Source organism: Amycolatopsis sp. cmx-4-61 (assembly GCF_046548775.1).
In the GTDB taxonomy this organism is placed as follows: Bacteria; Actinomycetota; Actinomycetes; order Mycobacteriales; family Pseudonocardiaceae; genus Amycolatopsis.
Window position 1 is genome coordinate 503,281 of record NZ_JAEBEI010000002.1, and the last position, 20,790, is coordinate 524,070.

28 protein-coding genes are annotated in these 20,790 nt (G+C 73.7%); 9 read left to right on the forward strand and 19 right to left on the reverse strand.

What is annotated here, in order from left to right; translation table 11 throughout:
• Nucleotides 1-19: 19 nt before the first annotated feature.
• The 4 genes from ACLJOU_RS10750 to ACLJOU_RS10765 are packed head-to-tail and all read left to right on the forward strand — an operon-like array spanning nucleotide 20 to nucleotide 3,499.
• Complete coding sequence (locus ACLJOU_RS10750) at nucleotides 20-1,090, forward strand: TetR/AcrR family transcriptional regulator (protein WP_410565906.1); 1,071 nt, start codon at nucleotides 20-22, stop codon at nucleotides 1,088-1,090.
• Between the two features lie 21 nt (nucleotides 1,091-1,111).
• Complete coding sequence (locus ACLJOU_RS10755; RefSeq protein WP_410565909.1) at nucleotides 1,112-2,401, forward strand: RNA polymerase sigma factor; 1,290 nt, start codon at nucleotides 1,112-1,114, stop codon at nucleotides 2,399-2,401.
• Nucleotides 2,398-3,162, forward strand: coding sequence for an alpha/beta fold hydrolase (locus ACLJOU_RS10760; protein WP_410565912.1), 765 nt, complete (start codon nucleotides 2,398-2,400; stop codon nucleotides 3,160-3,162). The genes ACLJOU_RS10755 and ACLJOU_RS10760 overlap by 4 nt, the downstream gene beginning before the upstream one ends.
• Nucleotide 3,163: 1 nt before the next feature.
• Complete coding sequence (locus ACLJOU_RS10765) at nucleotides 3,164-3,499, forward strand: YciI family protein (RefSeq protein ID WP_410565915.1); 336 nt, start codon at nucleotides 3,164-3,166, stop codon at nucleotides 3,497-3,499.
• Nucleotides 3,500-3,554: 55 nt separating this feature from the next.
• Here the strand turns inward: ACLJOU_RS10765 and ACLJOU_RS10770 are convergent, their stop codons facing one another.
• Nucleotides 3,555-4,007: a DUF1772 domain-containing protein gene (locus ACLJOU_RS10770; protein WP_410566692.1), complete on the reverse strand. Its 453-nt coding sequence runs from the start codon at nucleotides 4,005-4,007 to the stop codon at nucleotides 3,555-3,557.
• A gap of 139 nt (nucleotides 4,008-4,146) precedes the next feature.
• Between ACLJOU_RS10770 and ACLJOU_RS10775 the strand changes: the two genes are divergently transcribed.
• Nucleotides 4,147-5,079, forward strand: coding sequence for an AraC family transcriptional regulator (locus ACLJOU_RS10775; protein WP_410565917.1), 933 nt, complete (start codon nucleotides 4,147-4,149; stop codon nucleotides 5,077-5,079).
• A 3-nt stretch (nucleotides 5,080-5,082) separates the two neighbouring features.
• Here the strand turns inward: ACLJOU_RS10775 and ACLJOU_RS10780 are convergent, their stop codons facing one another.
• The 4 genes from ACLJOU_RS10780 to ACLJOU_RS10795 form a co-directional block, all read right to left on the reverse strand.
• Nucleotides 5,083-5,514 (reverse strand): SRPBCC family protein, encoded by a 432-nt coding sequence (locus ACLJOU_RS10780; RefSeq protein WP_410565920.1) that lies wholly within the window; start codon nucleotides 5,512-5,514, stop codon nucleotides 5,083-5,085.
• The gene (locus ACLJOU_RS10785; protein ID WP_410565922.1) at nucleotides 5,511-5,858 is read right to left on the reverse strand and encodes an ArsR/SmtB family transcription factor; all 348 of its coding nucleotides are present in this window, start codon (nucleotides 5,856-5,858) and stop codon (nucleotides 5,511-5,513) included. Before ACLJOU_RS10785 ends, ACLJOU_RS10780 begins: the two co-directional genes overlap by 4 nt.
• 9 nt (nucleotides 5,859-5,867) lie before the next feature.
• Entirely contained in the window at nucleotides 5,868-6,941 is a 1,074-nt protein-coding gene (locus tag ACLJOU_RS10790; protein WP_410565925.1) for a hypothetical protein, read from the reverse strand.
• 144 nt (nucleotides 6,942-7,085) lie between these two features.
• The gene (locus ACLJOU_RS10795; protein WP_410565928.1) at nucleotides 7,086-7,664 is read right to left on the reverse strand and encodes a TetR/AcrR family transcriptional regulator; all 579 of its coding nucleotides are present in this window, start codon (nucleotides 7,662-7,664) and stop codon (nucleotides 7,086-7,088) included.
• A gap of 80 nt (nucleotides 7,665-7,744) precedes the next feature.
• Here ACLJOU_RS10795 and ACLJOU_RS10800 point away from each other — a divergent pair, with 80 nt between their 5' ends.
• Nucleotides 7,745-8,518 (forward strand): oxidoreductase, encoded by a 774-nt coding sequence (locus ACLJOU_RS10800; RefSeq protein ID WP_410565931.1) that lies wholly within the window; start codon nucleotides 7,745-7,747, stop codon nucleotides 8,516-8,518.
• 73 nt (nucleotides 8,519-8,591) lie between these two features.
• On the opposite strand, the gene ACLJOU_RS10805 is transcribed toward ACLJOU_RS10800, so the two are convergent.
• Nucleotides 8,592-9,782 (reverse strand): RNA polymerase sigma factor, encoded by a 1,191-nt coding sequence (locus ACLJOU_RS10805; protein ID WP_410565934.1) that lies wholly within the window; start codon nucleotides 9,780-9,782, stop codon nucleotides 8,592-8,594.
• Entirely contained in the window at nucleotides 9,779-10,123 is a 345-nt protein-coding gene (locus ACLJOU_RS10810; protein WP_410565937.1) for a YciI family protein, read from the reverse strand. Before ACLJOU_RS10810 ends, ACLJOU_RS10805 begins: the two co-directional genes overlap by 4 nt.
• A gap of 232 nt (nucleotides 10,124-10,355) precedes the next feature.
• On the opposite strand from ACLJOU_RS10810, the gene ACLJOU_RS10815 reads away from it, so the two are divergent.
• The gene (locus ACLJOU_RS10815; protein ID WP_410565940.1) at nucleotides 10,356-11,390 is read left to right on the forward strand and encodes a site-specific integrase; all 1,035 of its coding nucleotides are present in this window, start codon (nucleotides 10,356-10,358) and stop codon (nucleotides 11,388-11,390) included.
• A 1-nt stretch (nucleotide 11,391) separates the two neighbouring features.
• Here the strand turns inward: ACLJOU_RS10815 and ACLJOU_RS10820 are convergent, their stop codons facing one another.
• Nucleotides 11,392-11,556, reverse strand: coding sequence for a hypothetical protein (locus ACLJOU_RS10820; RefSeq protein ID WP_206794992.1), 165 nt, complete (start codon nucleotides 11,554-11,556; stop codon nucleotides 11,392-11,394).
• A 25-nt stretch (nucleotides 11,557-11,581) separates the two neighbouring features.
• On the opposite strand from ACLJOU_RS10820, the gene ACLJOU_RS10825 reads away from it, so the two are divergent.
• The gene (locus ACLJOU_RS10825) at nucleotides 11,582-12,091 is read left to right on the forward strand and encodes a CGNR zinc finger domain-containing protein (RefSeq protein ID WP_410565944.1); all 510 of its coding nucleotides are present in this window, start codon (nucleotides 11,582-11,584) and stop codon (nucleotides 12,089-12,091) included.
• Here ACLJOU_RS10825 and ACLJOU_RS10830 read toward each other — a convergent pair.
• The 6 genes from ACLJOU_RS10830 to ACLJOU_RS10855 form a co-directional block, all read right to left on the reverse strand.
• A complete protein-coding gene (locus ACLJOU_RS10830) occupies nucleotides 12,081-12,740 on the reverse strand; it encodes a class I SAM-dependent DNA methyltransferase (protein WP_410565947.1) in 660 nt (219 codons plus the stop codon). The two genes, ACLJOU_RS10825 and ACLJOU_RS10830, sit on opposite strands and share 11 nt — an antisense overlap.
• A 74-nt stretch (nucleotides 12,741-12,814) precedes the next feature.
• Entirely contained in the window at nucleotides 12,815-13,549 is a 735-nt protein-coding gene (locus ACLJOU_RS10835) for a glycoside hydrolase domain-containing protein (protein WP_410565950.1), read from the reverse strand.
• 266 nt (nucleotides 13,550-13,815) lie between these two features.
• A complete protein-coding gene (locus ACLJOU_RS10840) occupies nucleotides 13,816-14,055 on the reverse strand; it encodes a hypothetical protein (protein ID WP_410565952.1) in 240 nt (79 codons plus the stop codon).
• Between the two features lie 17 nt (nucleotides 14,056-14,072).
• Nucleotides 14,073-14,258 carry a hypothetical protein gene (locus ACLJOU_RS10845; protein WP_410565955.1) on the reverse strand — a complete coding sequence of 62 codons (186 nt, stop codon included), beginning with the start codon at nucleotides 14,256-14,258 and terminating at the stop codon, nucleotides 14,073-14,075.
• Nucleotides 14,255-14,434, reverse strand: a complete 180-nt coding sequence (locus ACLJOU_RS10850) for a hypothetical protein (RefSeq protein ID WP_410565958.1) — start codon at nucleotides 14,432-14,434, stop codon at nucleotides 14,255-14,257. Before ACLJOU_RS10850 ends, ACLJOU_RS10845 begins: the two co-directional genes overlap by 4 nt.
• Nucleotides 14,435-14,443: 9 nt before the next feature.
• Nucleotides 14,444-16,357: a S8 family serine peptidase gene (locus ACLJOU_RS10855; RefSeq protein ID WP_410565961.1), complete on the reverse strand. Its 1,914-nt coding sequence runs from the start codon at nucleotides 16,355-16,357 to the stop codon at nucleotides 14,444-14,446.
• 134 nt (nucleotides 16,358-16,491) lie between these two features.
• On the opposite strand from ACLJOU_RS10855, the gene ACLJOU_RS10860 reads away from it, so the two are divergent.
• Nucleotides 16,492-17,268, forward strand: coding sequence for an SGNH/GDSL hydrolase family protein (locus ACLJOU_RS10860; RefSeq protein ID WP_410565964.1), 777 nt, complete (start codon nucleotides 16,492-16,494; stop codon nucleotides 17,266-17,268).
• On the opposite strand, the gene ACLJOU_RS10865 is transcribed toward ACLJOU_RS10860, so the two are convergent.
• The 5 genes from ACLJOU_RS10865 to ACLJOU_RS10885 all read right to left on the reverse strand — a co-directional run bounded on the left by ACLJOU_RS10865 (nucleotide 17,248) and on the right by ACLJOU_RS10885 (nucleotide 20,777).
• Nucleotides 17,248-17,856 carry a TetR/AcrR family transcriptional regulator gene (locus ACLJOU_RS10865; RefSeq protein ID WP_410565967.1) on the reverse strand — a complete coding sequence of 203 codons (609 nt, stop codon included), beginning with the start codon at nucleotides 17,854-17,856 and terminating at the stop codon, nucleotides 17,248-17,250. The genes ACLJOU_RS10860 and ACLJOU_RS10865 overlap by 21 nt on opposite strands.
• A 221-nt stretch (nucleotides 17,857-18,077) precedes the next feature.
• Nucleotides 18,078-18,524, reverse strand: coding sequence for an SRPBCC family protein (locus ACLJOU_RS10870; protein ID WP_410565970.1), 447 nt, complete (start codon nucleotides 18,522-18,524; stop codon nucleotides 18,078-18,080).
• The gene (locus ACLJOU_RS10875; protein ID WP_410565973.1) at nucleotides 18,521-18,841 is read right to left on the reverse strand and encodes a metalloregulator ArsR/SmtB family transcription factor; all 321 of its coding nucleotides are present in this window, start codon (nucleotides 18,839-18,841) and stop codon (nucleotides 18,521-18,523) included. Before ACLJOU_RS10875 ends, ACLJOU_RS10870 begins: the two co-directional genes overlap by 4 nt.
• Nucleotides 18,841-19,227, reverse strand: coding sequence for a VOC family protein (locus ACLJOU_RS10880; protein ID WP_410565976.1), 387 nt, complete (start codon nucleotides 19,225-19,227; stop codon nucleotides 18,841-18,843). Before ACLJOU_RS10880 ends, ACLJOU_RS10875 begins: the two co-directional genes overlap by 1 nt.
• 26 nt (nucleotides 19,228-19,253) lie before the next feature.
• Nucleotides 19,254-20,777: an FAD-dependent monooxygenase gene (locus tag ACLJOU_RS10885; RefSeq protein ID WP_410565979.1), complete on the reverse strand. Its 1,524-nt coding sequence runs from the start codon at nucleotides 20,775-20,777 to the stop codon at nucleotides 19,254-19,256.
• Between the last annotated feature and the right edge of the window lie 13 nt (nucleotides 20,778-20,790).

Consider the following 20,790-nt stretch of genomic DNA (forward strand, 5'->3'; position numbering starts at 1 on the left):
CACCGCGGCAAGGAGGACGATGGTCAGGCTCAGCAGGGCGGAGACCCAGGAGCGCAACCGCGCGAAGGTGCTCGCCGCCGCCCGTGACGAGTTCGCCCGCCGCGGCTTCCGGGAGGCGAAGGTCGACGTCATCGCCGAACGCGCCGAACTCACCCGTGGCGCGGTCTACTCCAACTTCCCCGGCAAGCGCGCCCTGTACTTCGCGGTCCTGGCCGACCTCGCCGAACGCGCCCCGCGCCCCGCCACCCCGCCGCCGGACCCGGCCGCCGCCGACGTCCTGGCCGCCTTCGCCCGCGCCTGGATCGCCCGGCTCCCGCTGGCCACCGACAGCGACGGCGAAGACGCGCGGCTCGCCCGCGACCTGGTGCCCGAAGTCCTCGCCGACGACCACACCCGCCGGCCGTTCGCGCAGCTCATGCGCGTCGAAGCGATCCTGCTCGGGCTCGCCCTCGAACGCGTCCGCCCCGGCCGCCGTCTGGTGCGGGTCGCCGAAGCCGCGCTGACCACCCTGCACGGCGCGAGCCAGCTCGCCGCCGCCGCGCCCGGCTTCGGCGAGCCGTTCCACCTCGTCACCGCCTGCGCCGCCCTGCTCGACCTCGACCTGACCGACGACTGGCCCGCCGAGCCGCCGATCACCACCCCGGCCCGGCCCGCGAGCGAGCCCTGGGACCCGCCGCCGGCCACCGACCTGCTGACCGGCGAAACCTTCCCGCCCGGCGACGGCGTCGTCACCGTCCTCGGCCTGCACCGCGCCGCCGCCTTCGAAGAGGCCGTGCGCGCCGGTGCCGACGTCACCGCCGTGCTCGTCACCAGCGACCCCGGCGAACTCGCCCCGCTGGCCCGGCTCGCCGTCGCCGACCTGCGCGGCTGCCTCGACCAGGCGATCGCGCCCCCGGCCCGGCCCCGGCTGCGGCTGGTCTGCGACGCCGGCGGCGCACTCGCGGCCGCCGCCGGCGTCACCGCCGTCAGCGACGCAACCGAGACCGCCGTCCGCGTCGAAGCCGGCCGGATCGTCGCGCGCGCAGAGGGCTTCGGCGCGTGTCACGCCGCAGCTGTCGGTCCCGAGCCATCCCGTTCGTCGGAGAGCTGACCGGCACGAAAGGAGCGGGTGGTGGACGTCGAGACCGCGGTCGCCGAAGCGTTCCGGGAGGAGTGGGGCCAGGTCGTGGCCACGCTCATCCGGATCACCGGCGACTGGGACCTCGCCGAGGAATGCGCCCAGGACGCCTTCGCCCTCGCCCTGCGCACCTGGCCCCGCGACGGCGTCCCCGACCGCCCCGGCGCCTGGCTGACCACCGCCGCCCGCCACCGCGCCACCGACCGGCTCCGCCGCGACGCCGTCGGCGCCGCCAAGCTCCGGGAGGTCGCCCGCATGCCCGGCCCCGACGGCCCCGAACCCGACGACCCCGAACCCGACGACAGCGGCGTCACCGACGACCGGCTGCGGCTCATCTTCACCTGCTGCCACCCCGCGCTCGCCACCGAAGCCCAGGTCGCGCTGGCCCTGCGCACCCTCGCCGGCCTGTCCACCGCCGAGATCGCCCGCGCCTTCCTCGTCCCGGAAGCCACCATGTCCCAGCGGCTCGTGCGGGTGAAGCGCAAGATCCGCCACGCCCGGATCCCCTACCGCGTCCCGCCCGCGCACCTGCTGCCCGAACGCACCACCGCCGTGCTCGGCGTGCTCTACCTGATGTTCAACGAGGGCTATTCCGCCAGCGCGGGCCCCGGCCTGCTCCGCCCGGACCTCGCCGCCGAAGCGCTCCGGCTCGCCCGCGTCCTGGCCCGGCTGATGCCCGACGAACCCGAAGCCCTCGGCCTGCTCGCCCTGATGCTGCTGCAGCACGCCCGCCGCGCCACCCGCGTCGACGCCGACGGCGTCCTCGTCCCCCTCGAAGAGCAGGACCGCAGCCGCTGGGACACCGCCGCCATCACCGAAGGCACCGCCGTCCTGGAGACCGCGCTGCGCCGCCGCCGTCCCGGGCCGTACCAGATCCAGGCCGCCATCGCCGCCTGCCACGCCACCGCCGCCCACGCCGCCGACACCGACTGGCCCCAGATCGCCGGCCTCTACGACCAGCTGCGCAAGCACGTCCCCAGCGCCGTCGTCGACCTCAACCGGGCCATCGCGGTCGGCATGGCCGACGGCCCGGCCGCCGGGCTCGCGCTGCTCGACGCCCTGCCGCTGGCGGGCTACCACCTGCTGGCCGCCACCCGCGCCGACTTCCTCCGCCGTCTCGGCCGCCACGCCGAAGCCGCCCGCTGGTACGCCGAGGCCCGCGACCTCGCCGGCACCGACGCCGAACGCACCTACCTCACCCGGAGGATCTCCGAACTCGTGTCGGTCCCGGGCGAGCCCGTTCGTCGGGCCGGGGAAGCCCGACCACCGGAGGAACACCCATGACCACCCTCGCCGTCCCCGGCGCCACCCTCACCTACGACGTCGACGGCCGCGGCCCGGTGCTGCTACTGATCCCCGGCGGCCCCGCCGACTCGGCCGTGTTCACCCCCATCCGGCCCCTGCTGGCCGAAGACCACACCGTCGTCACCTACGACCCGCGCGGCCTGTCCCGCAGCCCCCTCGACGGCACCCCGGGCGACGACCCCATCGGCGACCACGCCGACGACGTCCACCGGCTGCTCACCGTGCTCGGCCCCGCCGACGTCCTGGCCAGCAGCGGCGGCGCGCTCACCCTGCTCGAGCACCTGCGCCGCCACCCCGGCGACGTCCGCACGGCCGTGCTGCACGAGCCGCCGGTCACCCGCTACCTGCCCGACGGCGCGCTCGACGGCCCCGACATCCCCGCCCTGTTCCGCGACCAGGGCCTCGAAGCCGCCTACGCCGCGTTCATGAAAGTCGTCGGCGTCGACCCCGCCCCGCCGCTCGACCCGCGCGCGGAAGGCAACTTCGCGTACTTCTTCGGCCACCTCATGCCCGCCGTCGGCGCCTACGAGCCCGACCTCGGGGCACTCCGGGCGAGCCCGGCCCGGCTGGTGGTCGCCGTCGGCGCGCAGTCCGCGCACCTGCCGGTCCACCAAGCCGCCCACGGGCTGGCCGCGGCCCTCGGCGTCGCCATCGAGACGTTCCCCGGCGGCCACGGCGGGTTCGCCACCGATGCCCCCGCCTTCGCCCAGCGCCTGCGCGAAGTCCTGGAAGGATGCTGACATGCAGTACCTGCTGATGATCGCCGGCGACGAAACCGCCGAAGAACACCGCACCGACGGCTGCGGCGGCTGGAGCGAGGACATGGCCCGCCGCGGCAAGGTCCGCGGCGGCGGCGGCCTGCGTCCGCCGTCGGAAGCCACCACCATCCGCGTCCGCGACGGTGAAGTGCTGCTCACCGACGGCCCGTTCACCGAGGCCAAGGAACAGATCGGCGGGTTCGTCATCCTCGACTGCGCCGACCTCGACGAAGCCCTCGAACTCGCCGCCCGCCACCCGGCCGCGACCTACGGCAGCATCGAAGTCCGCCCGATGCTCGGACCGGAGGACTTCGCCTGATGCCCGTGGCCGTTCAGCGGCCCGCCCACGGCACCCTGTTGTTGCGGCTGCGGGACTAACCACGCCGGGTGAGCACGGCGGCGACCAGGCACCCGAAGCCCGCCGTGCTCACCAGCGCGCGCACGACGTTCCACCGCACCCACACCGCCTCGAACGCCGCCCGCGCCGCCGCGTAGTCGTCGCCCGCGCCGTCGAGGGCGTTGTTCAGCGGAACGTTGACCACCCCGGTGATCACCACCATCGCCACCAGGCACCCGAACCCCGCGAGCACCCACGCCCGCGGCCCCGGGGAGACGAACACCGCCACCCCCGCCAGCAGCGGCGCACCCAGGAACGTCGACAGGAACACGGGGTTCACGATCGCGACGTTGATCCCGCGCATGCCCTCGACGAACGTCCTGTCGTCCCCGCGCGCCAGGCCCGGCAGCACCGAACACGCGTAGGCGTAGAACAGCCCCGCGACCAGCCCCGCCGCGACCACCGCGGCCACCAGCACCACCGTCGACATCGGTTTCCCCTTCACCGCGGCCGGACCCCGGACGCCACCAGCCATGTTCGTCGTCACGCCGTTCAGTCAAGCGGGCCGACGTGAGACTCTCCATGGTCGACGGCCTCGATCGCATGTTCCAGCGTCTACAGTCGACCGCATGGACCCGCTCGCCGCGCTCCTCGACGGCCCCCGCGCGCACGGCGCGTTCCTGCTGCGTTCGGTGCTCACGCCGCCGTGGTCACTGCGGATCGAGGACCGGGCGCCGCTGACCGTGGTGTCGGTGGTGCGGGGCGACGCGTGGATCGTGCCCGAAGGCGGCGAAGGCGTCCCAATGGGCGAAGGGGACGTCGCGATCGTGCGCGGCCCGGACCCGTACCTGGTCGCCGACCACCCCGCGACCCCGCCGCAGGCGCTGATCCTGCCCGGCCAGGAGTGCCGCACCCCCGACGGCGGTCACCTGACCGAGCTCGCCGACGTCGGGATCCGCACCTGGGGCCACGGCACCGACGGCCCGGTCGTGCTGCTCACCGGCACCTACGGCACGGCGGGCGAGTTGAGCAAACGGCTGCTGGCCGCCCTGCCGCCGGTGCTCGTCCTGCGCGCCGCCGACTGGCCCACCCCGCTGATCGGCCTGCTGGCCACCGAGATCGGCAAGGACGTCCCCGGCCAGGAAGCCGTCCTCGACCGGCTGCTGGACCTGCTGCTGATCGCCGCCCTGCGCGCCTGGTTCGACCGGCCGGACACCGGCACACCGGCCTGGTACCGCGCCCACGAAGACCCGGTCGCCGGCCAGGCCCTGCGGCTGCTGCAGCACCAGCCGGCCGAGCCGTGGACGGTCGCCAAGCTCGCCGCCGACGTCGGGGTGTCCCGCGCGGCGCTGGCCCGCCGGTTCGCGGCCGCGGTGGGCGAGACCCCGATGGCCTACCTCACCGGGTGGCGGCTCGCGCTGGCCGCGGACCTGCTGCGCCAGCACCCGGACACGACGATCGCCGCGATCGCCCGCCAGGTCGGTTACGGCAGCGCGTTCGCGCTCAGTGCGGCGTTCAAGCGCGCGTTCGGCCTCAGCCCGCAGCACTACCGGGCCGGGTAGGCGTTACTTCAGTTCCTCGCCCAGCCGGTCGAGCCAGTCGCCGGTGCCCTGCTCGCGCCACTCCGGCTTCTCGGCGCCGTCGAGGAAGGTGTCCTGCTCGGTGAGCACCAGCCGCGTGCCGTCCCCTTCGGCGAACAGCTCCACGGTCGTGGTCGAGACGGTCGCGAGCGCGCCGTCGCCGGTGAGCGTGCCGGAGAAGACGATCCGCTGCTCGGGGACGATGTCGTGGTAGGTGGCGGCGAAGGTCAGCACGCCGCCGCTCGGGCTGCGGCCTTCGACGGCTTCCCGGCCACCGGCGCGGAAGTCCAGCTCGTGCGTGCCCGCGGAGACGAACCAGCGTTTCTTCGCCTCCGGGTCCGCCCAGGCGGCGAAGACCCGCGCCGGCGGCACCGGGTAGGTGCGTTCCAGGCTGAACGTGCTGTGCAGGACGGTCATGACGTGCTCCCTTCCGGAGTGTCCGGCCCGGCGAGGAAGTCGCCGAGCCGGTCGAGCCTGCTCTCCCACGTGGTGCGCTGACGTCCCAGCCACTGCTCGCCCGCGCGCAGCATCGCCGGTTCGATCCGGCAGGTGCGGACGCGGCCGGTCTTCTCCGACCGCACGAGCCCGGCCGTCTCCAGCACCTGCAGGTGCTGGACGACCGCGGCGAGCGACATGGGCAGCGGCTCGGCCAGCTCACTGACCGACGCCGGGCCCCGCACGAGCCGCTCCACCAGCGCCCGCCGCGTCCGGTCGCCCAGGGCGCGGAACACCAGGTCCAGCGACTCCTCATGGTTAAGCATGTACTTAAGTTAGCTCGGCTCCGGCAGACGGTCAAGTAGTTGCTTAAGTATTTCCGGCAGGTCCGGCGTCTGCCGCAAGGTCGCAAGCACCTGGGCGAGTTCGCGCTCCGCGACGTCGGCCCGGCTCTGCGCGGCCCGCAGTTCGGCCCCGAGAGCCGTCGTGGTTTCGTGCATCGACCGGACGGTCTGCTCGTGTGCCGACTGCAGTTCCGCGAGCCGCCGGTCGGACCCGGCGCGCGCCGCCTCCATCGCCTTGGCGTGGTCGGCGCGGAGGGCGGCGAGCGCGTCCTCTTGCGCCGCCATGGCCTCGGCGTGCTCCTTGCGTGCCGCGTCGAGCCGTTCCCGGACGGTCTCGGCGCGGGTTTCGGCCGCCTCCGCCCGCGCGGTGGCAGCGTGGCCACGGCCCCGCTCGTCCTCGAGCGCGCTACGGGTGGCGGCCAGTTCGGCGGTCAAGGTGGCGATCACCGCGGCGCGTTCACCGGCGAGAGCCGCCGACGCGTCGGCGCGATCGGCGACGCGGGCGAGTTCGTCACGGACCGCGGCCAGCTGCCCCTCGGCCCGCTGCTGCTCTTGCACGGCCGCGCGCCGGGCGGCGAGTTCCTCATCCCGCTCCCTGAGCGCAGCCGCTTTCGCCTTCTCGGCCGATTCCGCCGCCGCGAGGGCGGTTTCGACCGTGTCCCGCGCCTGGGCGGTCTCGGCTTCCGCGCGGCCGCGCTGCAGGCGGTGTTCGTCGGCTTCGGCCAGGGCGGCGTCCCGTTCGGCCAGCGCCGTGGCCGTGGTCGCCTCGAGCTGGTGGCGCAGCGTCGTGAGGGTGTCGACGAGCCCGCGGGCCGGTTCGAGCACGCGGTCGACCTGGTCCGCGAGGGCGGTGACGGCGGTGTCGTCGAGTTCGGTGTCGCTCTCCCGCAGGGACTCGGCGTCCGAGAGCACCGCCTCGGCGTCACGGCAACTGAGGTTGCGCCGCCCCCAGGTCTTGCCGTCCTGGCAGAACCGCGCCCGGCTGCCCCGACCCACCGCCGGCGGCAGCGGCGCCCCGCACCTCCGGTACTCGCACACCCGCACGTGACCAGCGTCTTCCGTCATGAGGCGGACCCTATCAAAGCTTCTGATTAGAACTAGAAATACCTGTTCTAAATCTAAAGATTGAAGATGAGTCGCTTGAGTTTGGATAAGGTCACATATCGCAACTCAGATGGAGACAGAAGAGCCAGGCGCGCAGCGCGCGGCTCAGCGTGCGCGCGGAGCCGCGTAACGCAGGCCGTCGAAGAGCAGGGCGGTGATCTGCCTGGCCTCGTCGAGCCATCCCTCCGTCACGCGCATGGCGCAGATGCCACCCAGGGCCCGCAGCAGGGTCGGTCCGGTGACGTCGCCCCGGATGGCGCCCGCCGCGCTGCCGGCGTCGAGCAGCCGGGTGAGGGCTTCGCCCATGCGGGTGCGGGCGTCGCGGAAGACCGGGGAGTCGGTCGCCATGATGCTCTCCAGCACGACGGACATCCCCTTGCCGACGGCGGCGTGGTCCACGAGCAGCAGCAGGAACCGCCGCAGGGCCTCCTCCGGGGCGTGCTGGTCCAGCAGGTCCGCAGGCGCGGCGCAGAGGCTGTCGACCTCGGCGCGGTACACCTCCTCGATCAACGCCTCCCGGGTCTCGAAGTGGCGATAGAGCGTGCCCACGGCGACGCCGGCGCTGCGGGCGATGTCCTCCACGTGCGCGTCGGTGTCACCGCCGAGGAAGGCCTGACGGGCGGCGGACAGCAGTGCCTCGCGGTTGCGGCGCGCGTCGGCGCGCAGCGGACGTGCTGACGGCAAGGAAACCTCCGTAAGGTGAGTCCGGTTCAGCTTACGGTAGGGTATCCGGAGTCTGGTTCACCTTACGAAGGAGACGTGCCATGCCGAACATCGACGAGGGCCTCGAGGGCCTGCGCGTACTGGTCACCGGCGGCAGCCGGGGTCTGGGCGCGGCCACCGTGCGCCGCTTCGTCGCCGCGGGCGCGACCGTGCTGACCGCCTCCCGCACGCGGCCCGAGGAGAACAGCGGTGCCGCTTTCCTGCCGGCGGACCTCTCGACCCAGCAGGGTGTCGCCGAGCTCGGCCGGCGTGTCGTCGACCAGGTGGGCGGAGTGGACGTGCTCGTGAACAACGCCGGCGCGGCCAGCGCCCCGGCGCCGACGCTGAGCCGGTCCGACGAGTCCTGGCGCGCGGACCTGGAGATGAACCTCCTCAGCGCCGTGCGCCTGGACCGGGCCCTGGTGCCGGGCATGGTCGAGCGTGGCTCCGGCGTCGTCGTGCACGTCTCCTCGATCGCCAGCCGGCTGCCCCAGCGCGCCGACGCGTCCTACGCCGCCGCCAAGGCCGCGCTCAACACCTACAGCCGCGAACTGGCCACCGAGGTCGGCGCGCACGGGGTGCGGGTGGTCTGCGTCCTTCCCGGCTTCGTCGTCACTGACGGCGCCGACGCCCACCTCCGGCGCATGGCCGAGGAGCAGGGCGTCACCGCCGAGGAGGTCACGCAGCAGCTCCTGGACCACCTCGACGTTCCCCTGGGCCGCCCCGGGGCCCCGGAGGACGTCGCCGAGATGATCGCCTTTCTCGCCTCCAGCCGGGCCAAGTGGCTCACCGGGGCGCAGTTCCGCGTCGACGGCGGCATCATCCCGACCGTCTGAGCACACCGGCAGTCGCGGGTACGCCGGCCCGGCCGGGCTGAGGTCCTCGACGCCCGTGCGGCCCGAAACCGAGTCAACGCAGAATGGACGAGCGCTTCCGCTCCAGCAGAGCGCGCTCCGCGGCATTGCCGGTGAGCGCGATGGCCGCCGTGTAGGCCGCGGCTGCCTCCGCCGGCCGGCCCACCCGGTGCAGGAGATCCGCCCGGATCGCGTGGAACAGCGGGAACCGGGCGAGGTCGAGGTCCTCGACCAGGGCCAGCGCGACCCCGGGGCCGTCGACCTCCGCGACCGCGACTGCCCGGTTCAACTCCACCACCGGTGTCGGCGTGACCGCCAGCAGCTGGTCGTACAGCGCCTTGACCTGGGCCCAATCCGTCGGTGCGTCACTGTGGACCGCCTGGATCGCCGCCTGGATCTGGTACGGGCCCGGCTGGTTGCGGCGCAGGCAGCGGCGGACGACCTCCTGTCCCTCGGCGATCAGGTCCGCGTCCCAGCGCGCCCGGTCCTGCTCGGCCAGCAGCACCACGTCGCCGGAAGGGCTCGTGCGGGCTTCGCGGCGGGCGTCGATCAGCAGCATCAGCGCCAGCAGGCCCCAGACCTCGGGCTCGTCCGGCATCAGCCCCGCCAGCACCCGGGCGAGCCGGATCGCTTCGCGGCAGAGGTCGGCGCGGACGAGCTCCTCCCCCGCGCTGGCCGCGTACCCCTCGTTGAAGATCAGGTAGAGCACGGCGAGCACCGCGGCCAGCCGGGCGGGCAGGTCGGCGTCGCGCGGGACGCGGTACGGGATGCCCGCGTCGCGGATCTTGTTCTTCGCCCGCACGATCCGCTGGGCCATCGTCGGCTCGGCGACCAGGAACGCCGCCGCGATCTGGGCGGTGGTCAGGCCGCCGAGCAGCCGCAGCGTCAACGCCACCTGGGCGGGGCGGCCCAGCGCCGGGTGGCAGCAGGTGAAGATCAGCCGGAGCCGTTCGTCGGGCACGGCGCCCTCCTCCACGAGCTCGGTCTCCGCGTGCAGCAACGCCGCTTCGGCGTGTTTGCCCGCCCGGGCGGCCTCGCGGCGCAGCCGGTCGATCGCCCGGTTGCGGGCGGTGGTGATGATCCAGCCGGCCGGGCTCGGCGGGAGCCCGGCCGACGGCCACCGCCGGACGGCTTCGGCGAACGCGTCCTGCACGGCTTCCTCGGCGATGTCGATGTCGCCGAACACCCGCACGAGCACGGACACGGCCCGGCCGTATTCCGCGGCGAAGACGTCCTCGACCCTCATTCGCGGAACGGCCGCACCTCGACCGGCAGCGGGGCGACGACGTCGGCGAGCCGGCCACCCCAGGCGAGCGCGGCGTCCAGATCGGGGGCGGTGATGATCGTGAACCCGCCGAGGTGTTCCTTTCCTTCGGCGTAGGGCCCGTCGGTGACGAGGGTCTCGCCGTCACCGGCCCGCAGCACGGTGGCGCTCGACGGCGGGTGCAGCCCGCCGGCGAACACCCACGCCCCGGCCGCCTTCAGGTCGGCGTTCAGGGTGTCGAGCTCGCGCGCGATGCCGTCCAGCACTTCCGGCGGCGGGGTCGGGCCGTCGGGCTGGTAGACGCTGAGCAGGTACTGCTTCACGGTGGTCCTCCTCGGATCGGGTGTTCTCACCGCTGACACGAACGGGCCTGGCGCGGATCGACACCGTCTCGGGACGGATTTTCCGTGGACCCGGCCGGACGGATCAAGTCGTCCGGATTCGCGCGTCCGACACGCGACGACCGTCACCGTCCGCGGTACCCGGCCCGATGAGGTGGCCGACGCCCTGGACGGGTTCCTGCCCGGGGAGATCGACATCCCGTAACCTCGGCGCGTGCCCGACCTGGAACCGGTGATCGACTCCGCGCTCGGCCCGCAGGACCGGCTGGCGCTGCTGGACGAAGCCGCCGCCCGGCACGTCGACGAGCAGCGGCCGCCCAACACGCTCAAGGCCTACGCCCAGGACTGGCAGGTCTGGCAGGACTACACCGCCGAAGCCGGGATCCCGCCGCTGTCGGCCACGATCGGCGCGCTGACCGGGTTCGTGGTGTGGCTGGAACGCGGCCGCACGCTGCGGCCGGGCGAACGGGCCGTGCCCGAAGTCCCCGAACGGGCCGCCCCGGCGGCGCCCTCGACGATCGAACGGCGGCTCACCGGGGCGCTCGCCGGGCTGCGGCACCACAAGGTGATCGTCGACCCCGAAGCCAGCCGCGCCGCGTGGCGGGCGCTGAAGGGCTACCGGCAGCGGCTGGCCCGCGAGGGCATCCGACGCGGTCGCGGCAAGGCCACCATGGTCACCCTCGCCGACCTGCGGGCGATGTCGCGGGCCTGCCCGGACACCCTCGCCGGCGCGCGTGACCGGGCGATGCTGCTGATCGGTTTCCCGATCGCCGCCCGCTGCTCCGACCTGGCGAACCTGCTGGTCACCGACGTGCAGCCGGTCGACGACCGCGGGCTTTCGGTGACCGTGCGGCACGGCAAGAGCACCGGCGACATGGTCGTCCCGCGGCGCGAAAGCCCCGACACCGACCCCGTGCGGGCCTGGCACGCCTGGCGCTCCGGCGCGGGGATCACGGACGGGCCGGCGTTCCGCCGCGTCGACCGGCACGGCAACGTCGGCGAGCCCGCGCTGAGCACGACCGGCGTCAACCAGATCCTCACCCGGGCCGGTGTCCGCGCGGGCCTGCCGTACCCGGTGACGGGGCACTCCCTGCGGTCCGGGTTCGCCACGGAGGCCCGCCGCGCCGGCGCCGACGACCTCGCGATCGCCGACCAGGGCCGCTGGGTGCGCGGCAGCCGGGCGCTCTACGAGTACATCCGCCGCGTCGACCAGTGGAACGACAACGCGGCGGGCGCACTCGACCTGTGATTCACGGTGCGGACCGGGTGGCGCCGACGACTTCGCCGTCCAGGCGGGCCAGCCAGCTGCCGCAGACGCAGCGCACGTAGTCGAGGCGGTGGGTGACGGGCTGCGCCGCGGCCGCCGGGAGTTCGGCGAGCGGCCAGCCGCAGCGGGGGCAACGGTTCCGGTCCATGCCCCGATCGTGCTGTAATGAGTCAGTGCACTTCAACCCTTACGGCGGGCCGGCCGCGCTGGTGGCCGCCGACCTGGTCAACGCCGGTTCCGCGAGCGAGCTCCTCGGCGGGATGGTCCGCAACGGCATGGCCATCACGGCACTGACCGACGGCGAAGCGGCCCGGATCGGGGCGTGGGCCGCCCGCCTGCGGCCGGTGTTCGCCGCGGACGCCGCGGCCCGCCCGGACCTGGTCAACGAGCTGCTGGCCGAAGCGGCGTGCCGCCCGCACATCACCACCCACGACGGCAAGCCACCCCACCTGCACTACTCGGCGGAGGACGCCGGCCCGGTCGGCCGGGTCCGCGCCTACACCGCGGGCGGCCTGGCCCACCTGGTCTGCGAAGCGCCGGATCGCCTGGGCATCTGCAGCCGCGAAGGCTGCGAAACGGCGTACGTCGACACCTCCCGCAACGGCCGCCGCCGTTTCTGCTCGACCCGGTGCTCGACGCGCGTCCACGTCGCCGAGCACCGGGCGCGGCAGGTCAGCGCCTGAGCTTGCGGGCGCGCCAGGCGAAGACCGTCGGCGTGGGTGCACCGCCTTCGGCGAACCGCTCGAACACCAGGCCCGCCTCGAGGACGGCGCCCAGCAGCTCGGGCAGCGGCCAGTGCGTGGCACCGACCTTGTCCCGCAGGCCCTGGTCGCTCCACGACTCCGTCGTCCAGCCGGTTTCCCGGTAGCCGGGCCGGATGACGACGGCGCGGCTGTCGGTCCGGTCGGCGAAGCCGCCGCAGAAACACGGGTGCACCCCGACGTGCACGAACACCCCGCCGGGCGCCAGCACCCGAGCCGCTTCCCGCAGCACCGCCGGGTAGGCGGGCATGTCGGTGTGCACCATGATCGCGACGACCGCGGGCACCGCACCGGTCGCGATCGGCAGCGCGGTCGCGTCGCCCCGCACGACCGGCAGGCGCCCCGCGGCGTGCCGCAGCATCCCGGCGGAGACGTCGACGCCGAGCGGGGTCCGGCCCAGCTGCCGGAGCCGCTCGGCGTGGGCACCGGTACCCACGCCGAGCTCGAGGCACGCTCCGGTGCCCGGCCCGAGCAGCTCCCGCAGCACCGGCCCGAACTCCAGCGGGTCCGCCCGCCAGCCGGGGACGAGCGTGGTTTCGTACCAGTCCGCGATGGCGTCGTAGGAGCTCACCCTTCCCGTCGTACCGGCCGGTCGCGGTCCGGTCCACGGATTTCGCGGCCGGTGGACACGGCCGAGCCGGCGGCTCAGTCGAGCCAGGTGCCGGCGTCGGCGTCGAACTTGCGGTCGGGGTGCGAAGGATCCGGGACCACCGAGACGTCCAGGTCCCAGCTCGGCAGCGACTGGGTGCCGCCGCCGGGCAATTGCACGCTGATCGAGGCCAGTCCCTGGATCCACTGCCAGGCCGTCGCGGCGGGGAAGCCGGACTGGCCGATGTCCGGTTTGCGGAACACCCCCGGGTCCGTCAGGGCCTGGTCGTGGTGGTGCAGGAACTGGTTGATGTTGAACACCCAGCAGACCAGGTCCGGGTTGTCCCGCTGCAGCTGCGCGGCGGTGTCCTTGAACGAGCAGTAGACCCCGGGCAGGTACGACGTCTGGTCGGACCGGATGGTCGCGCACCAGGCGTTGACGTAGGCCAGGTCCTCCGGGGGCAGGGTGCCGCCGATCTCGATGTCGAGGTAGATCCGGGGCGCCCCGCTCAGGTCGGCCTCCGCGCCGCTGGTGAAGCCTGCCTGGTCGGCGAGCTGCGCCGCGAGCAAGGCGTCCCGGCGGCCCTGTTCGGCGGTCCGGACGTGCGACACCCCGGCGGTGGTGATGCTGGGGTGCTGCTGGCCGACGAAGATCGGCGCGATGCCCCACCCCGGCGCCATCGCGCGGAGGTCGGCGAGGTGGGTCATCCAGCTGCGGTTGCCCTGTGAAGGCGCCGGGGCGAGGTAGAACCCGGTCCACAGCAGGTTGGTGTTCTGCATCAGGCCGTTCATGAAATCGTTCCCCGGGTACTGGAGACGATCGATACCGGCGAAGGACATGGAAGACCTCACAATCGTGAAGGGCAGGCCCGACCGTCGCGGATCGGGCGGAGAAGGGGTGCCGGATCTCCCGGGTGAGCCCCGTAGACGAGGTCGACGGGGCTGCCGTCGGGATCCGGGATCGTGAACGGGCTGATCGGCAGCGAACGGTTCACCGACGCCTGTACGGGCAGTCTCAGCGGCATTCTCCCGATCCTTTCCACCGAAACCGGTACGGACTAGTCGAACAGGCCGCTGAAGAAGTCGCCGATGCCGCTGACGACGTCGCCGATGGTGTCCTGCACCGGTTGGGTGGTCAGCAGCGAGGACAGCAGGCCGCCGAGCAGCACCGGGAGGATGGCGGGTTCCACCCCGCTGTCGCCGGCGAGTGCGGCGGTGGCCCGGCCGTGGCGGTCGATTCCCGCCGACTGGCGCGGCATCCGCAACGCCGGGGTGGACGGAAGTGTGGGGTGCGACATGAGTTTTCCTTTCCTGGTCAATAGAGCACGAACGGGTCCTTCGAGGACTGGCAGGCGAGCCAGTCCTCGAACGTCTCGGCGTCGCCGCAGGGATCGGTGATCGCCGCGCGGACGCCCGGCGGGTTCGCGGCGTGGCCCGGCGGCCGGGTGCGGTGGACCCCGCCGGCCGGCCGCGGGAGCCGGAGTTCCGGTGCCGGTGTCACGGCCGCTTCGCCGCGGCGAGGGCCTTGAAGCACATGTCCCTCGCGGGACCGCGCAGCTTGCGGCAGTCGGCGCGGGCGGCGTCGAGGCCGGGGCCGTCGCGCAGGCTCGCCGGTGCCGCGGTGCCGTCGCGGTCGATCCCGCGCGCGATTCTGGGCAGGGCCAGGGTGGGGTGCATCATCTTCTCCTAACTCCCGACGAGGAACTGGTGCGAAGGCGCCAGGCTCACCGGAGGACTGGTGCTGACGTCGAAGGTCTGCAGGTAGGCCACCCGGGACCGGCGGTCGTTCTCCGGGTCGAAGTAGGTGATCTTGACGTCCCAGGCGTCGGCGTCCGGCCGCGCGTAACGGCTCTTGGTGACCGTGATGTCGTCGAGGGCGTAGAGCACCTCGGGCTCGTCCGCCCGGCGCGGCGTGAGCCTGCCGGACAGGAAGCCGTTGGCCAGCTCGCGCGTGAGCTCGAAGGCGTTGGTCGCGGCGTAGTTGAGCGCCCGGTCGGGCGAGCTCTGGCCGAGGTTGCGGAACTGGTAGTAGACCTTGTCGAGGAAGGCCCGCACGAGGAGCCGGACGGTCTGTTCGTCCGGGCGGCCGGCGTTGCGCGCGTCGTAGTCGTGGTTGATCGTGTCGATCAGGTTGTCCAGCAGCACGGCTTCGTTCCAGGTGTAGAGGCCCTGGGCGTGCACCTCGACGACCGGCACGACCTGCCCGGAGAACAGCCGGACCGTGCGGCCGGTCAGCGTGCCCGGCACGGACACCCGCGCGACGTAGCTCGGGTTGTCCGGGCCCAGCGACTGGCCGACGATCGCCTCGCGGAACGTCTTGTGCACCACGGAAACGGGCGGGTAGCCGGCGCCGTCTTCGCCCCCTTCGGTCCGCGGGCCGCCCCAGGCCATGCCGAACGGCGTTTCGGCCTCCAGCGCGTAGATCGGCATCCGGCCGTCCAGGTTGCACGTCCAGATCAGCTTGTCCGAGGCCCACGGGTTTTCCGCGAGGTAGCGGAACAGCTGCGCCGGGTCGTACGGGTTGCCGGGAACCAGGTGGTCGCCGACCGGGGTGACGTCCATCTGCTGGATGAAACCGTCGCGCCGGGCTTCGGAACCGAAGTCCCAGCCGATCGTGCCGATGGCGTAGACGTGGGCCGGGCCGGGGCGGCACTCGCAGGCGTCCGGTCCGCCCGGGGTGTCGGCGCAGGCGGCGCGCACGCCGCCGTCCTGCGGTGGCGGGGTTGCTTCGGGCTGTTCCACGGTCGTCTCGCTTTCCATCGGAGGGGTGAAGGCCGCCGGCGCGTCGATGACGCCGGCGAAGTGCCGGGGCGTGTCGCCGCCGGCGGCGGTGCGCACGAGGAGGTCGCGGAGCGCGGCCGGGGTGAGGTCTTCGCCCCGGCTCCGGGCCTGCGTGCGCAGCAGACCCGCGATCCCGGCCACGATCGGCGTGGCGAAGCTGCTTCCGGACAGCCGCACGGTGCCGCCGCCCGGCCGGGCGCCTTCGATGCCGTGGCCGGGCGCCAGGACGCCGGTCCGCCGGTACGGCGCGCCCCAGTTGTTCGTCGGGAGCGGGACGCCGCCGTCGGTGCAGGCGCCGACCGCGAGCACGCCGTCGTCGGCGGCCGGGACTTGCACGGAGTCGTCACCGTCGTTGCCGACGGCGGCGACCACGAGCACGTCGTGGGCGTCGCACAACCGCAACGCGTTCGCCAGCAGCGCGTCGGGCTCGCCGTCCGGGGTGCGTTCGCCGCCGCTGACGGTGATGATGTCGGCGCCCGCGGCGACGGCCGCTTCGATCGCCCGGGCGAGGTCGAGCTGGGACAGGCGGCCGCCGTCGTCGCGGAACACCGGCACGATCAGCCCGCGGCACTCCGGGGCGATCCCCGCCACCGGCGAGCCCGGCTGCCCGAAGACCAGGCTGGCGACGTGGGTGCCGTGCACCGACATCGCGCCCTGGCTCGCGGGGTCTTGGACCAGCGTGTCGAGCACCTCGAGGTCGGCGCCGGCGAAGCAGGGGTGGGACAGGTCGACCGGGCCGTCGAGGACGGCGATGCAGACGCTCCCGGCCGAGCCGGGCGGCATCGCGGGCAGCGGGCCCACGGCGTTCCGCACGTTCATCGCCACTCCTTCCGCTGGGGTCTCACCGGGCAGAGCCGTCCACGGTGGACGCTGATACGTCGGATTTCCGGCGGAGTCGCGGCGGTTCCCCGGGCACGGGCGGGCGACGGGGCCGGGCTGCCTACACTGGACACATGAGCAAGCGCTTAGTGACCCTGGGGGACTCGTTCACCGAAGGCGTCGGCGACGACGATCCCGCCGCCCCGCACGGCGTGCGCGGCTGGGCCGACCGCGTCGCCGAGCAGCTCGCCGCGGGCGAGCCGGACTTCCGGTACGCCAACCTCGCCATCCGCGGCAAGCTGATGGCGCAGGTCCTTGGCGAACAGCTCGAGCCGGCGCTGGCCATGGCGCCCGACCTCGTCACCCTCTACGCCGGCGGCAACGACCTGATGCGGCCCAAGGTCGACATCGACGCGCTGATGGTCGACTACGAGGCCGCCGTGGCGAAGATCCGCGCGACCGGGGCCCGGCTGGTCCTGTTCACCGGGGTCGACGGCGTCGAGGACGCGCTGTTCCGCAAGATGCGCGGCCGGGTCGCCATCTACAACGAGTTCGTCCGCGCGATCGCCGCCCGCCACGACGCCCTGCTGGTGGACATGTGGGCCATGCGGCAGCTGCGCGACCGGCGGCTGTGGGCGCCCGATCGCCTGCACCTCAACGCCTACGGCCACACCGAGGTCGCCATCGCCGTCCTCGCCGCCCTCGGCGTCGAACACCCGCTGTCCGGCACCGAGCTGGGCCCGCGCGAGGTGCTCAGCCCGGCGGCGCGCCGCAGCCAGAACCTCAAGTGGGCGCAGGAGCACGCGCTGCCGTGGGTGCGGCGCCGCCTGCGGGGCGAGTCCTCCGGCGACACGCTCACCGCGAAGCGCCCGGTGCTCGCGCCGGTCGGCTCAGCCCCGGTCGCCCGCTGACGGGCGGAGGCCGTCGAAGAGGATCGCCACGGCCCGGTCGCGCAGGGTGGCGTCCGGGCCGGCGTACTCGGCCGCCCGCGCGACGCCGATGGTCACCGGGATCAGCTCGCCGACGACGAGGTCCGGCCGGACCGCGCCCGCCTGCTGCGCGCGGGAAAGCAGCACGCCGAGGGCCGACAGCAGCCGCCCGCCGATGTCGGACTTGCCCACCGGCACCGTGACACCGGCCGCGGAGAGGGCCTCGAAGTAGGCGTTCTTCGCGCTCGACATCTCGACCCAGCTGGTGAGGAACGCGAAGAACGCGCCGCCCGGGTCGGCGGACTCCGCGGCGACGGCCGTCTCGGCCTCGTCGACGAACCGGCTCAGCCGGGCGTGGAGCACCGCTTCGAGCAGCGCCTCCTTCGTCGGGAAGTGCCGGAACACCGTGCCGATCCCGACTCCGGCCACCCGGGCGACCTCCTCGGTCGGCGCGCCGGTGCCCTTGGCGGCGAACACGTTCTCGGCCGCCTCCAGCACGCGCGCCCGGTTGCGCCGGGCATCGGCGCGCAACGGTTTCGGCTCGGCGGGATCGACGGCGGCGGGGCTCACCAGCCGATGGTACTGCGCTGCTGGTGAGCGGCCCGGCCGCGCGGCCACGGTCGCGTACCGGACGGGGCCCGTCTCCTCCCCGCCGGGCCGGGTGGTGACCGGCGGCCCCGCGACCGCAGTCGGCCGCCCAGGTCACCGAGCCTGATGGTCACCGGCCCGGGCCGCGGCCGCGCGACCGGTGGCCTACCGCGCGGGGTTCGGCCTCCGTCCCGCCGGGTCGGTCACGGGGCCGGATCGGGCAGCGTGTCCAGCAGGCGGGCCAGCGCCCGCGGTACGTGGGAACGCCAGCCGCCGCCCATGATGCGGCGGGAGATGCGCTGGAACTCGTCGTCCGGGTCGAACCCCTCGTGGCTGAGGAACAGCCGCGTGCCGGTGCCCTCGGGTTCCAGCCGCCACGTCACCGTCCACTGCGGACCCCAGCGGATGCTGAGCCGGCGTTCGGGCTCGACCGCCAGGACCTCGCACGCCACCGGGCCGCCGGCGAACCCGGCCGCGGGCACCGGCTCGGCCAGCAGCTCGAACCGGTGCCCCACCACGGGTTTGATGTCGTTGGGCATGTTGATCCAGCGTTCGAGCAGGTCCGGTTCGGTCAGTGCGCGCCACACCTTGCGGGCCGGGTGGGCGAGGAACTGGTCGACGTGGATGGCGGTCGGGTCGTCCTCGCTCACAGGTCTTCCTCTTCGTCCAGCAGGTCGCGCAGGTTGGCGAGCTTGGTGCGCCAGAAGCGCTCGTACGGGGTCAGCCAGTCCGCGACTTCCGCCAGCGGAGCCGCGTCGAGGCGGTAGACGCGGTTGCGGCCCTGGCGCTGTTCGGTGACCAGACCGGCCTCCCGGAGCACCCGCAGGTGTTCGGACAGGCTCGGGCGGGCCATGTCGAAGCGTTCGGCGATCGCGCCGGCCGGCATCGGGCCGTCCAGCAGCAGCCGCAGCACCTCCCGGCGCGCCGGGCTGGCGAGCGCGGCGAACACGTCGTCGTTGACCGGCATCAGCTCGGCACGTTGCCGAAGTCCGACGGCTGGAGCAGGCCGAGGACGTGACCGTCGAGGTCGGTGAACGAGGTCGCCCGCCCCCAGGGCTGCTCCCGGGGTTCGGCGACCTCGACGCCGGCCGCCCGCAGCGCGGCGACGTCGGCGTCGAGGTCGGTGGTCTGCAGCTGGAAGTGCCGCGGCCCCGGTGCGACCCCGGTGACCTGCTGGTCGGTCAGGACGACGCCGGTCTTCGCGCCCTTCGGCGCGACCAGCACGAACCGGCCGCCTTCGGGCGTGCGCCGGTCGACGAGCGCTTCGAAGCCGAGCTTGCCGACGTAGAAGTCCCGGGCCCGGGCGTGGTCGGCGACGGGCAGGGTCAGGAACTGCAGGTGGGTGATCGTCATGCCGCCGACAATAGGTAGGAAATCTCCTACACGTCAAGGGGGCGGCCGAACCACCGTTCGAGGGCCACGCGCAGGGTCTTGCGTTCGGTGTCGTCCGGTTCGGCAGAACTGCTTGCCCAGGCGACGTAGCCGTCGGGACGGATCAGCAACGCGGTCGCGTCACCGTCCGCCTGGCCGGGCACCAGGTCAATCCGGTCGCGCCAGCCGGACAGCTCATCGCCGAGTGAGCCGGTGAAGTCCAGCAGCAGCGGCCGGGCCGTCGCGGTCAGCTGCGCGAGCCGGGTGCCGTCGGCCAGCACCAGGTCGGGCGCCCAGCGGCCGTCCAGCGGGTGGTCGGTGCCCGGCTCGTAGCGGACGTCGGCGCCGGACATCAGGTCGGCGATGTGCTGCACCGTGCTCGGCAGCCGCAGCAGCTCGCCGAACAGCTCGCGCAGCGCCGTGACGTCTCCGCCCGGGCTGATCAGCGCGGACTGGGCCTGGGTGTGCATGACGACGCGCTCGGCGACCGGGCGGCGTTCGCTCTCGTAGGTGTCGAGCAGGCCGTCGGGCGCCCAGCCGTGCAGCGTGGCGGCCAGCTTCCAGCCGAGGCCGGCGGCGTCCTGGAGGCCGAGGTTGAGCCCGGGACCGCCGATCGCGGAGTGGACGTGGGCGGCGTCGCCGACCAGCAGGACGCGCCCTTCGCGGAACTTCTCGGCCAGCCGCGTGTTGCGCCCGCGCAGCCGCCGCAGCAGGTGTGGCCCGTCGCCCTCGGGCTCGCCGAGCGGCAGGTCGAACCGGAGGACGCGCCGGACGCTCGCGCGCACGTCGTCGAGGGATACCGACGGTTCGTCTTCGGCCCCTTCGTCGTCGGTCCACTCCATCGCGGTGACGAGGGTGCCCGCGGGGAACGGCGCGTAGGCGAACAGGCCGGCTTCGGTGCGGTAGTGGAAGAACGGCGGGATGACACCGCGGCCCGGAATCCGCAGGCCGCCCGATTCCGGGTCGGCGAACTCCGCGGGCACGGTCGCGTTCGCGGTGTGGGACACGGTGCGGTCCTCGGTGACGCCGGGGAAATCGATGCCGGCGAGCTTGCGGGTGACACTGCGGCCGCCGTCCGCGCCGACGTGGTACCGGCTCTGCAGCCGGTAAGGCCCGTCGGGGCCGGTGACGTCGAGGGTGACCGCGTCGGCGTCCTGCGTGAGAGCGGTGAGCTCGTGGCCGCGGCGGATTTCGACGCCGAGTTCGATGGCGCGTTCCTCCAGCATCGCGGCGATGCGGCGTTGCGGCACGCCCAGGACGTTCAGGGAATTGCGCTCGACGAGGGTGAGGTCCAGGCGCAGCGCGCCGAAGACGAAGCCCGGCACGGGTGGCCCGATCGGCCCGGCGAGCCGCTCGTGCAGGCCGCGGCGGTCGAGGAGGCGCACGACCTGGCCGACGAGGCCGTTGGCGCGGTTCTCGGTGGTGGGCTCGGGCAGCCGTTCCAGGACCAGCGGGCGGATTCCGGCGAGGGCGAGCTCGCAGGCGAGCATCAGGCCGTTGGGCCCGGCACCGGCGATGACGACGTCTTCCATTGGTGAGACTCCC